The 12,471-nt window shown below is 49.8% G+C and carries 11 protein-coding genes; 1 reads left to right on the top strand and 10 read right to left on the bottom strand.

The features are described from left to right. Nucleotides 1–375: 375 nt before the first annotated feature. The 5 genes from dppF to dppA form a co-directional block, all read right to left on the bottom strand. Nucleotides 376–1,383, bottom strand: a complete 1,008-nt coding sequence (gene dppF, locus RS889_RS00220) for a dipeptide ABC transporter ATP-binding subunit DppF (RefSeq protein WP_021013646.1) — start codon at nt 1,381–1,383, stop codon at nt 376–378. Further along, the gene (gene dppD / locus RS889_RS00215) at nt 1,380–2,360 is read right to left on the bottom strand and encodes a dipeptide ABC transporter ATP-binding protein (RefSeq protein ID WP_315708927.1); all 981 of its coding nucleotides are present in this window, start codon (nt 2,358–2,360) and stop codon (nt 1,380–1,382) included. The genes dppF and dppD overlap by 4 nt, the downstream gene beginning before the upstream one ends. Nucleotides 2,361–2,373: 13 nt before the next feature. Next, complete coding sequence (dppC, locus tag RS889_RS00210; protein WP_290180994.1) at nt 2,374–3,276, bottom strand: dipeptide ABC transporter permease DppC; 903 nt, start codon at nt 3,274–3,276, stop codon at nt 2,374–2,376. A gap of 12 nt (nt 3,277–3,288) precedes the next feature. Further along, nucleotides 3,289–4,308 (bottom strand): dipeptide ABC transporter permease DppB, encoded by a 1,020-nt coding sequence (dppB, locus tag RS889_RS00205; RefSeq protein ID WP_315708926.1) that lies wholly within the window; start codon nt 4,306–4,308, stop codon nt 3,289–3,291. 208 nt (nt 4,309–4,516) lie between these two features. After that, complete coding sequence (dppA, locus tag RS889_RS00200; RefSeq protein WP_315708925.1) at nt 4,517–6,124, bottom strand: dipeptide ABC transporter periplasmic-binding protein DppA; 1,608 nt, start codon at nt 6,122–6,124, stop codon at nt 4,517–4,519. Nucleotides 6,125–7,424: 1,300 nt separating this feature from the next. Here dppA and RS889_RS00195 point away from each other — a divergent pair. Continuing rightward, nucleotides 7,425–8,768 (top strand): 2-hydroxycarboxylate transporter family protein, encoded by a 1,344-nt coding sequence (locus RS889_RS00195; RefSeq protein ID WP_315708924.1) that lies wholly within the window; start codon nt 7,425–7,427, stop codon nt 8,766–8,768. Between the two features lie 262 nt (nt 8,769–9,030). Here the strand turns inward: RS889_RS00195 and gutQ are convergent, their stop codons facing one another. From gutQ to srlB, 5 genes are all read right to left on the bottom strand, one after another. Continuing rightward, a complete protein-coding gene (gene gutQ / locus RS889_RS00190; protein ID WP_315711184.1) occupies nt 9,031–9,996 on the bottom strand; it encodes an arabinose-5-phosphate isomerase GutQ in 966 nt (321 codons plus the stop codon). Between the two features lie 2 nt (nt 9,997–9,998). Continuing rightward, a complete protein-coding gene (srlR, locus tag RS889_RS00185) occupies nt 9,999–10,763 on the bottom strand; it encodes a glucitol operon DNA-binding transcriptional repressor SrlR (RefSeq protein WP_037380966.1) in 765 nt (254 codons plus the stop codon). 100 nt (nt 10,764–10,863) lie between these two features. After that, nucleotides 10,864–11,229, bottom strand: a complete 366-nt coding sequence (gutM, locus tag RS889_RS00180; RefSeq protein ID WP_315708923.1) for a transcriptional regulator GutM — start codon at nt 11,227–11,229, stop codon at nt 10,864–10,866. Nucleotides 11,230–11,283: 54 nt separating this feature from the next. Further along, nucleotides 11,284–12,063, bottom strand: a complete 780-nt coding sequence (gene srlD, locus RS889_RS00175) for a sorbitol-6-phosphate dehydrogenase (protein WP_315708922.1) — start codon at nt 12,061–12,063, stop codon at nt 11,284–11,286. 22 nt (nt 12,064–12,085) lie between these two features. Continuing rightward, nucleotides 12,086–12,448 carry a PTS glucitol/sorbitol transporter subunit IIA gene (gene srlB, locus RS889_RS00170; protein WP_315708921.1) on the bottom strand — a complete coding sequence of 121 codons (363 nt, stop codon included), beginning with the start codon at nt 12,446–12,448 and terminating at the stop codon, nt 12,086–12,088. Nucleotides 12,449–12,471 lie beyond the last annotated feature (23 nt).

Raw genomic sequence — 12,471 nt, 5'->3', positions numbered from 1 at the left:
CACCCACCCACCAGGATGCACTAGCGTCCAATAAAATTACACTCAAATGCGGCTGATAAACATATACAGAACGGTATGATTCAAAGCAGACAACATGTGTGTTTATAACAATATTTATAATGTTTTATACTCCAAATAATTCGAGTTGCAGGAAGGCGGTAAGAGAGTGAATCCCGAGGAGCTTACTCAGGTAAGTGATTCGGGTGAACGAACGCAGCCAACACACCTGCAACTTGAAGTATGACGGGTATATAACGACAATGCCATCCCCCGCACGTGTACAAGGAATGGCATGGTTCGGATATTCAACGCGATTTAGTTAAGCCGGGCTGATGTCAGACTGGCTGTTAGCCACCAGTCCTTTACTATCAGTGGTTATGCTCCTTGACCTTCTTCCTGATCAACAGCGAAACAGGCTACCAGCTGTCCATCATAGTTTTTCAGGTGCGGCTGCAACTGAGTACAGGTGCTGAAACAGCGCTGGCAACGCGCGTTAAACGCACAACCCGGTGGTGGATTCAACGGGCTGGGGAGTTCACCAATCAGTTTGATGCGCTCACGACGCATGTCCGGGTTTAGACGCGGCGTCGCAGACAATAGCGCCTGCGTGTAAGGATGACGTGGATTACTGAAGATGGCGTCTTTGCTGCCTTTCTCTACACAGCGTCCCAGGTACATCACCATCACTTCATCAGCGATATGCTCCACTACCGACAGGTCATGGGAAATAAACACATAAGACAGTCCCATATCCTGCTGCAAGTCCATCATCAGATTCAGTACTTGCGCACGCACCGAGACATCCAGCGCAGAAACCGGTTCATCGGCAATCACCACGTCCGGGTCCAGCATTAAACCACGGGCGATAGCGATACGCTGGCGCTGACCACCAGAGAACATATGTGGATAACGGTCGTAATGTTCGGTTTTCAGCCCGACTTTCGCCATCATGGCCAACGCTTTTTCACGACGTTCGGCCTTACTCATATCGGTATTGATAACCAGTGGCTCTTCCAGGATCTGACCGACTTTTTTACGCGGATTGAGTGATCCATAAGGATTCTGGAACACGATCTGGATCTTCTGTCTCCGCAGTTGCTGCGCCGTTTGATCCGGCTTCAGCAGATCCTGTCCCTGGTAATACAATTCACCCTGGGAAGGAATTTCGATCATGGTCAGCAGACGCCCCAGCGTAGACTTGCCACAACCAGACTCACCCACCACCGCCAGCGTTTTACCTCGTTCCAATGTAAACGAGACACCATCCAGCGCTTTCACCAGACGCTCCGGTGCGAACAGGCCGCTTTTTACCGGGTAATGTTTTTTCAAATCAATCGCCTGCAACAGCCATGGCTGTCCGGTTTCATTCATGGTCAGGCTCATACAGTCGGCCTCCCCGCATCATCCAACGGTGTGTGACATTTCACCTGACGTCCCGGGATATCCCGCAGTTCAGGCTCTTCCCGGCGACAAAGATCGGTGGCGTAAGGGCAGCGTGGATTCAGCAAACAGCCTTGCGGACGGTCATATTTCCCTGGCACCACACCCGGCAGCGACGCCAGCCGGGATTTATCCGTCGAGAACTCCGGCAACGCACGTAACAACGCCTGGGTATAGGGATGACGCGGCGCACGGAAAAGATCTTCCGCCTTACCGGATTCCACTACCTGACCGGCGTACATCACAATAATGTGGTGTGCCGCTTCCGATACCAGCGCCAGATCGTGAGTAATCAAGATCAGCGCCATATTTTCTTCCTGCTGCAGTTCCAGCAGCAGTTCGATAATCTGCGCCTGAATAGTGACGTCCAGCGCCGTGGTTGGCTCATCAGCGATCAACAGTTTAGGACGACAGGCTATTGCCATGGCGATCATCACACGCTGGCTCATTCCGCCCGACAGCTGGTGCGGGTACACATCCAACCGCGACGCCGGATCGGGAATCCCCACCTGTATGAGCAGGTCAATGGCCCGCTGACGACGGGTCCTGCGATTGCCACCCTGATGCACCTTGATAGCTTCCATGATCTGAAAGCCTACGGTGTAACACGGGTTAAGGCTGGTCATCGGATCCTGGAAAATCATCGCCACTTCCGATCCCACCAACTGACGCCGTTCTTTTTCTGAAATCCGCGTTAAATCGCGCTGGTTGAACTCCAGCTTGTCGGCCATCACTTTGCCGGGATAGTCAATCAGCCCCATGATCGCCAATGAACTGACCGATTTACCGGAGCCGGATTCCCCGACGATGCCCATCACCTGTCCCTGTTCCACCTGATAGCTGATACGGTCTACCGCACGAAACGGCAGCCCTTCATCACCAAAGTGTACGGACAGTTTATCTACATTGAGTAATGCCATCTCTCTACCTCTGTTACTGCTTGAGTTTGGGGTCGAGAGCATCACGCAAGCCGTCCCCCATCAGGTTAAATGCCAATACCGTCAGCAAAATTGCCATACCGGGGAATGTCACCACCCACCAGGCGCTCTGCGCAAACTGCAACACATCTGACAGCATGGTACCCCACTCTGGCGTAGGTGGCTGTGCCCCCATACCGAGGAAACCCAACGCAGCCATATCGAGAATGGCGTTGGAAAAACCCATTGATGCCTGCACAATCAGCGGTGCCAGACAGTTAGGGAAAATATTGATGAACATCTGGCGCAGGTGTCCGGCACCCGCCACGCGTGAAGCGGTGACGTAGTCGCGGTTCACTTCCACCAATGCCGCAGCACGCGTCAGACGCACGTAATGCGGCAGCGCCACAAACGTCAGCGCTATCGAGGCATTAACGATAGAAGGGCCGAAGATCGCCACCAGTACCAGCGCCAACAACAGACTTGGCAGCGCCAGCATGATGTCGACTACACGCATGATGATAGAATCCACCACGCCGCCAAAGTAGCCAGCCATCAAGCCAAAGATGATGCCAAGAACCAACGACATCACCACCACCATACAGCCCACCAGCAATGACAGCCTGGCGCCATACATCAGACGAGAGAGAATATCGCGGCCCACATCGTCAGTACCCAGAATAAAATGCCAGCTACCACCCTCCTGCCAGGCGGGTGGATTGAGCAACGAATTACGGAACTGTTCCGCTGGCAAATGAGGAGCCAATACGTTAGCGCCCAAGGCGATGGTGAACATCACCAGGATATAAACCAGGCCCACAACGGCCCCTTTATTACGTTTGAAATAGTGCCAGAATTCTTGCAACGGGGTCATCGGCTTTGGTGCACTATTAACTACAGATTCAGTGACTTGTGTCATCTCAGCCTTCCCTTATTTCTTATGCCGGATACGCGGATTAACCACGCCATATAGCAAGTCCACCAGCAGGTTGACCAGAATAATCATGGTCGCGACCATCAGCACTCCGCCTTGTACCACCGGATAGTCACGACGTTGCAGCGCATCGATCAACCAACGCCCCAACCCCGGCCAGGAGAAAATGGTTTCCGTCAGAATCGCGCCGGCCAACAGCGTACCGACCTGAAGCCCGATCACCGTCACGACTGGCAGCATAGCGTTACGCAGCGCATGCACCACAATCACCCGTAGACGACTTAACCCTTTGGCGCGGGCGGTACGGATATAATCTTCTCCCAACACTTCCAGCATCGACGAACGCGTCATACGCACAATCACCGCCAGAGGAATGGTGCCGAGCACAACCGCCGGCAGAATCATATGCATTACTGCGTCTTTAAAATCACCCGGATCGCCCCAGATAAAGGTATCGATCAACATGAAACCGGTCAGCGGATGAGAGTTGTCCAAAAACAGCGTATCCCCGACACGCCCGGCCACCGGCGTCAGATTAAAATGCACCGAGACCAGCATGATCAGCATAATACCCCACCAGAAAATCGGCATAGAGTAACCGGCCAGGGCAATACTCACGGCAGTATGATCGAAAATAGAGCCGCGTTTCACCGCCGCCAGCACGCCCACCGGGATACCAACAATCACCGCGAAAATCATCGCGCAGACACCCAGTTCCAACGTGGCTTTAAAGCGCGGCACAAACTCGGTCCACACCGGAATGCGACTCTTGAGCGACACACCCAAATCACCATGCAACACGCCATTGACATAGTGAAGGTACTGCTGCCATAACGGCTTATTCAGTCCCATTTCAGCCATTAGCTGTGCATGACGCGCGGGGGAAATACCGTGCTCTCCTGCCATGATCATCACCGGGTCACCGGGGATCATATGCACGAAAGCGAAAGTCAGTAGGGTAATACCAATAAACGTTGGGATAACCAGCCCCAAACGCCGGAGTATGAACTGCAACATATCCCGAACTCTCTATATATAGCTTTCCTGATACCATCAGGCTTAGCATTGCTCACACTGTGCAGACTGCGCACCGCCAACAGCGTCCACGCATTATGGCGAGACACAGACTTATTGGACGTTGAAACCTGCCCCCTGCCATTTCTCTGCAGAAATGACAGGGGCGACAGCGTTGCCATCGCCCATAATGGATTGACTTATTGAATGATTAATCTAATGAAACGTGATTGAAGCTATGTATGCCACGCGGCTCAATAACATAACCTTTCACGTTTTTACGGATCGGTTCATACACGGTGGAGTGGGCCACAATCAGTGCCGGAGCCTGATCGTGCATCACAACCTGAGCTTGCTTGTACAACTCAATACGTTTGGCCTGATCAGACGTGGTACGCGCTGGCTGGATCAGGTCTTCAAACGGCTTGTAACACCATCTGGAATAGTTAGAGCCCTTTTTCGCCGCATCACAGCTGAACAGCGTGGCGAAGAAGTTATCCGGATCCCCATTATCGCCGGTCCAGCCCATCAGTACAGTCTGGTGCTCACCGTCTTTGGCGCGTTTTAGATACTCACCCCATTCATAGGTTACGATCTTGGCTTTCACACCGATTTTCGCCCAGTCAGCCTGGATCATTTCCGCCATACGACGAGCATTCGGGTTATAGGGGCGCTGTACCGGCATCGCCCACAGATCGATAGAGAAACCATTTGGCAGACCAGCTTCTTTCAACAGCTCTTTCGCTTTTGCCGGATCGTAAGAATAATCTTTCACCGCATCGTTATAGCCCCACATGGTCGGTGGAATCAGGTTTTTGGCCGCCTGGCCCGCACCTTGATAAACCGCTTCAATGATAGCCTTCTTATTCACCGCATAAGTCAACGCCTGGCGGACCTTCACGTTATCCAACGGCTTTTTCTCTACGTTGAAAGCCAGGTAACCCACATTCAGGCCCGGTTTTTCCAGCAACGTGATGTCTTTGTCCTTCCTCATACTGGCCAGGTCGGCCGGATTCGGATACGGCATGATCTGGCATTCATCTTTCTGCAACTTGGCGTAACGCACAGACGCATCCGGCGTGATGGAGAAGACCAGGCGGTCAATACCCGGTTTGGTACCCCAGAAACCGGCAAACTTTTTATACAAAATGCGAGAGTCTTTCTGATACTGCACTAACTGGAACGGACCAGTACCGATGGGATCCAGGTCAATTTTTTCCGGCGTACCGGCTTTCATCATATTATTGGCATATTCGGCAGACATAATAGACGCGAAGTCCATCGCCAAATCCGCCAGGAACGGCGCTTCGGCATGGGCCAGCTCAAAACGGACGGTGTAATCATCCACTTTCACTATTTTCTTGATCAGTTGTGGCATCCCCATGCCGTCAAAGTATTCGTAGTTACCGCCAGATACTTTGTGGTAAGGGTTGTTGACGTCCAACTGACGTTCGAAAGAGAACAATACATCGTCAGCATCGAATGTACGGGTAGGCTTGAAAATTTTGCTGCTTTGCCACTTCACGCCTTTACGCAGGTGGAAAGTATAGACTTTGCCATCAGCACTGATGTCCCATTTTTCCGCCAGGCCTGGTTCAATCTCGGTAGTACCCGGCTTGAATGCAATCAGACGGTTGTAGATTGGAACGGAACTGGCGTCAAATGTCGTGCCGGAAGTAAACAACTGTGGATTAAAACCTTCCGGAGAACCTTCTGAGCAATACACCAGTGTTTTTGCTTGTACGCCAGCCGCTACGGACAGCGCCAATAAACCAAGGCCGAATTTCAGTACCCTTGATTTAAAAAGGGATTTAGACATTACTTGTGCTCCATTGTGGATGTTGTGTGTTAGCAGTCAGACCTATTTTTCTTTATCTCGATAGTCTGTACTTTGTTGCCCGTAGGCATGGTTCAATAACCGGGGGAATAATGTGCAGAATAAGCAGGAAAAACTCCGCTAACCCAACTGAACAACCGTCATTCATTCAGGCAATCCGCTGCTCTTCCTCCTTGTAACGTCACCAATTTGTCAATAGATCATAATAACGTCAATATAACCTGTAATGATTTACAAAAAATACTTATATAAGTCATCAGCAATAAATGAGCATATCAAGCGCAATAATTAGTCATAAAATCTATAAAAAATAAAAAAAATAACCATAAACACTGCTTATCGCGTTAAAAGCAATAATTATCGCCATTAAAAAAACATAAGATATTCCTTTCAAACGCTGAATAACTGAGCATTTATTTTTGTTAAAAAGGTTAAAATGAAGTTAAAATAATAACAAAACGCACAAAGGGGTGATACTTTCCTATCATCCAGAGACACGATCAAAAACTATCTACGCGACATAAAAAAACTTTATGGCTGACATTATGTGGGTGAATCAAACTGGCCCTCGTTCGGCATGAACGTTCATGGACAGCGTCACATTGAGGCGGGAAACAAAACGGGCAGCAGACGCTCATGCCAACCATCCGTCATGCCATACAGATAAGTAAGTATAGTCAAAAAAAATCGAATCAATTGCCGCTGTCATCTTTCAAATTGCCGGTAACGTTGGCGTCCGGCTCATCCCTGAGGCTCGCCTCGTTGGGGCCGCTGCAAGCGACGTTCAAATCTGCTTTCGGCAGATTTGTCACCCCAATCCTTGATTTGTATAAGCGCCTGGAAATTCACTCACCTACCGCCTTCCTGTATCATGAGCCTTATCGGGCATATGCTCAGAGAATATTATTTATATTAATTATTAAAGTTTAATATTTACTTATTATTATTAGACAGCATTGTTAGTTTTCTATTAATGACAGTCGCTAACATTAGTTATTTATATCATCATTTTTCCGTTAAATAAGTTTAATTACAAAATCAAGATTTAAGTTATTTAAAAACATTCTGCCATCAACTTCACAATTCCTTCACGTGAATCTTTAATACATATTATTTTTAACATTTAACCATGCTAAATTACCTGCAATAGAATAATAGTGCTAAAAAATATACGCCGTTATTTATCCCATTATTATGTGTAAAAACTAAGTAACTTCTCCTACGCGTTTTGAAAAATTAATAGAAACGCTCTGTGCCATACCGCTATAACATGGTGAATATAATGAAAAAAACAGAAACTGATGTCATGAGTGAGGATGTTTTTACTCCACTATCGCCAATAAGCTTTATGGGAAATTTAAATAAAACGCAAATTGGTTCCGTTCCCGTCATTCTTTTTCTGGCTATTTCGGCAATTGTTTTTATTGCCGCGTATGCCAGTTATTTACCCAAAAACATGATTGGCGGTTTCGCCGTTATCATGACGTTGGGGTTTTTACTGGCTCATATCGGGCGCCTTATTCCAATATTGAAAGATATTGGCGGTCCAGCCATTCTCTGCCTGATGGTGCCTTCCATATTGGTTTATTTTCATATTTTTAAACCTAATACATTAGATACCGTCAAATTACTGATGAAAGAGGCCAACTTCCTTTATTTTGTCATCGCCAGTCTGGTGGTCGGCAGTATTTTGGGCATGAACCGGGTCATTCTGATCCAAGGAATGATCCGTATGTTTGTACCGCTGGTTATCGGCACTGTCACCGCCGTCGCCACCGGTTTGTTGGTAGGGAAACTGTTCGGCTACAGCTTTTACCACACCTTCTTTTTCATTATCGTCCCTATTATCGGCGGCGGTATTGGCGAAGGCATCCTACCGCTGTCACTGGCGTACTCAGCCATTCTGGGACATGCACCAGACGTGTATGTGGCGCAGTTGGCACCCGCCGCAGTGGTGGGCAACATTTTTGCGATTGTTTGTGCTGGTGTGTTATCTCGTCTCGGCACCAAACGTAAAACATTGAGTGGTGAAGGGAAACTGGTTCGAAATAATGAGGATAACGCGATTTTTGCAGTCAGCGAAGCCACAAAACCCGTTGACTTTCATCTGATGGGGGGTGGATTACTGTTGATTTGCACCTTCTTTATCCTCGGTGGACTGTTTGAAAAAGTCTTCCATATCCCCGGCCCGGTGTTGATGATTCTGATTGCCGTATTGTGTAAATACGCCCACCTTATCCCTGACAGCATGGAAACCGGGGCCAACAGTTTTTACAAATTCGTTTCCAGCTCACTGGTATGGCCGTTGATGATCGGTCTGGGCATGCTCTATGTGCCACTGGAAAGCGTCGTGGCTGTCTTCTCGGTGGGTTACGTCATCGTGTGTGGTTCAGTGGTGATTTCCATGGCGCTGGTCAGTTTCTTCATCGCGCCTTACCTGAATATGTATCCGGTGGATGCCGCGATCGTCACCAGTTGCCACAGCGGTCTGGGTGGCACGGGCGACGTGGCCATTCTGTCGGCGTCCAACCGTATGTCACTGATGCCGTTCGCCCAGATTGCCACCCGAATCGGTGGTGCTTCCACGGTGATTGGCGCAACGCTGCTGTTAGGCGCAATAATATAAACCATTGCGTCTCTATCGCAGTTAACTAAAAGGCCGCATCGTGTCATGCCAAGGTTGATAACAACGTGCGCATAGCGGCGATAACAGGGAGATCGTAAAGACGCTGTAAATACATCCCTGTAAGCTTAAGCCGCGCCATCCTGGCGCGGATGCTTTGCTCCTCTCTTCCGTTACCGCCGTTCTGATGCCATATATGGGGTTATCAACAGACCGGGCATCATGTCATACCAGGGCCGTTATTATCATTAGAGTGAATAACCGCTCAGCTAATACCAGCCTGATGCAAATCATGCAGATTAATTGCCCCCACCAGCCGACCTTCGCTATCGACTACCGGCGCGGCGGAAATATGTTCATGATGCAGCGCATCCAGCGCGGCACTCGCCCGCCACTCCTCGGGGAGTTGGTAACCGGGTCGGGTCATCGCCTGCAGGATAGAGGCATCGAGTGTTTTACCTTTTATCAGCCAGCGACGTAAATCACCGTCGGTGAACACGCCGGCTACACGGTTTTCCGCATTGCAAACTGCAATCAATCCCAGTCCGGTACGGCTGAGTTCCAGCATGGCATCCATCACCGAGCCCTGTAATTCAATTCTGGGCAACCGGTCACCACATCTCATCACGTGATGTACCCGGTTCAATAACCGAGCACCCAGACTTCCCCCCGGATGTGAACGAGCAAACTGTTCCGCACTGAAGCCACGATAACGCATCAAAGCCATAGCCAGTGCATCGCCCATCATCAGCGTGTTTACCGCACTGGATGTCGGTGCCAATCCCATCGGGCAGGCTTCGCGAGCGACGCTGACATCAAGCACACAGGCCGCTGCCAACCCTAATGGTGACTCTGCGTTACCGGTCAGCGCGATGACCGGGATCTGACTCTCCGCCAGCAGGGGAAGCAGGATATTCAGTTCCTGCGCCCGGCCGGAATAAGAGATAAAAATCACCACATCCTGCGGGCCAATCATGCCCAGATCACCATGCAATGCTTCAGCCGGGTGAACGAAGAACGCCGGAGTGCCGGTACTGGCCAGAGATGCTGCAATCTTTTTACCGACATGTCCCGATTTACCCATCCCCGATACCACTACCTTTCCCTGACATTCCAGCAACAGGTTACAGGCATGGATCGTGCGCTCATCCAATCGCGCCAACATACGCTGAGCTTCAGCAATTTCTATTTCCAGCGTTTCCCGGGCAAACGCCAGTAAACGGTCACTCATCATCACTCTCCCACCAGAATCACATTGATTCCCTTCGCCCTCAATGTGTCGAGGTATTCCGGGCTAATGCCGCTGTCGGTAATCAAGATATCCACTGCACTCAGCTCACAGACGACATTCGGACTTTTACGGCCGAATTTGGACGAGTCCACCAGAAGAATCCGTTGCTGGGCGGCGCGGCACATCGCCTGACTGACCGCATGAAGCTCATTGAATGTCGTTACACCGGCATTGATATCGACGCCATCCGCACCGATAAACAGTTTGTCAAAGTTGAAATGGGAAAAAGCGGCTTCCGCCAGACTGCCGTGAAAAGACGCGGACGTTTTACGGTACGTTCCTCCCGGCATCAGAATGGTTTGATCATTATCCAGCTCAACCAATTCATTCACGATGCTCAGGCTGTTAGTCATCACGGTGATATTATTGAATTGTGTCAGCCAGGGCACCATTTGCAGCACTGTACTGCCCGCATCAAAAATCAGCGAGTCGCCGTCATTAATCAGTTGCACGGCGGCATAAGCAATCTGTTTTTTCTTGGCGGTATTGATGTGGGTTTTACGATCAATCGGCTGATCGCCTTCTTCACGGCTGAGTACCACACCGCCATAAGTGCGGATTACGGCGCCCTCGTCTTCCAGAATAGTCAAATCCTTTCGGATAGTCGTACCGGTCGTGGCAAACTGACTGGATAAGTCTTCCACCGAGGCTTTACCGTTTGCTTGCAGATATTCCAGGATCTCTGCCTGACGCTGCTTAGGTTTCATAACGATTTTATCCCAACATGCTATTTCCATCACTTCCTTTACAAGATAAGACAAGTAAAACGTCACCAAATGAAAGAAAGTTTCTTTTAAAATGAAAATATCATGTTTTCGGTTTAATCGCTAATGAAAGCGCAGTCTGACATGCTGGTTCCTCTGGAAAGATCACATTTGGCACCAATTGATTTCTTGGTAGGCCAATTAATGCCGTCATGTGGCGCGGACGAGCAAACACTGTCAATCCACGCATGATAAAACCATCACAGACCCGGTCATGTTCATCAAACGCCAGCGCCATGACCACTCTGGCTTTAAAGCGTCCGTCTGAACGCCCGACACCGACCGTAACACACTGACGGCACAGGGTTTCAAACGCCTGATTGAAACGGCGTAGTTGCCACCAGCCCAGAATAATCTGCAAAAGCCAGGCACAGATGGCGCACATAATCAATAAAGATGCCGAACTCATAGAACCCTCCCGGGGCATAACCCTCGGCACCAGGCCGAGGGGGGGAAACACACATCAGAACATCACCTGTCCTCCAGTGATATTAATCGACTGCCCGGTGCAGTAAGAGGCTTTGTCACTGGCATAATAAAGCAAAGTGTTAAGAACATCCTGGTAATCACAGCCACGTTTCAGTGGAACCTTGTCGGTATAATACTTTTCGACCTCATCCGGCCGAATGCCCAGCTTTTTGGCGTATTGCGGCAATAGTGACTGAAACATGGGTGATTTCAACAGGTTTCCCAGCATCAGCGAATGCACGGTAATACCAAACTCGGCCAGATCCAGTGCCAGTGATTGCGTCAATCCGACGCCACCGAATTTGGCCGCACTGTAACCGGAATTATGCTTGCTGCCCACCTTACCGGATTTAGAGTTAATCTGAATAATACGCCCGGCAATACCATCACGAATCATCAGTTTGGAAAACTCACGAGCACACAGGAAATACCCCACCAGATTGACCTGCAAAGACAAATCAAAATCATCAAGCTGGAACTGCGTGATAGGGGCGGCTTTGGCTATCCCGGCACTGTACACCAGCAGATTGACCTGGCCAAACCGGGTATCAACCTCTTGCGCCAGTTTTTCAACTTGTGCTTCCTCTGTTGCATCGGTACCAAAACCATAGGCGTTCCCTTCGCCATAACGGGCATTAATCCCTTGTGCAATCTGCTCGGCATGCTGCGTATCCAAATCGGCAACCGCCACGCGATAACCGGCTTCAGCCAGACCTTCACACAGGAACGCACCGAGAGTTTGCCCACCACCGATGACCACCGCAACCTGTTTCATATGCTTCTCCCTTATCTAAAATTCAGCCCAAAATTATTAAATTACTACCAACCGTGATATCCGTTGGTGTCGTGCCGGCAACGTGTATAGAGCCGGGAAATTCCGCCTGCGTAGCGCCATCAAAACGGATCGTGATATGGCCCAGCTCACGGAGATTTTGTGCCGCGACATCACCCACCGCCGTAATGGGATACACGGTGTCAGCCAGCACAAGCTGGCCGCCAGCGTGCAACTCCCCCCGCGTGTCACCATGCCGATGCAAAAAACAGAATGCCTCGATATCTTCCGGAGCCCCTTCGCGAAAGGTAATCATCATGTTTTCAACCAGCGATTCCCGGGCGTTGTCACCCACGCGTGTAAATATCGTTTGGTAAATAGTATTCATACGTACCTCTTAACCGAATGAAA

The organism is Brenneria uluponensis, assembly GCF_032395385.1.
In the GTDB taxonomy this organism is placed as follows: domain Bacteria; phylum Pseudomonadota; class Gammaproteobacteria; order Enterobacterales; family Enterobacteriaceae; genus Prodigiosinella; species Prodigiosinella aquatilis.
This window is presented reverse-complemented; position numbering and strand designations above follow the sequence as displayed.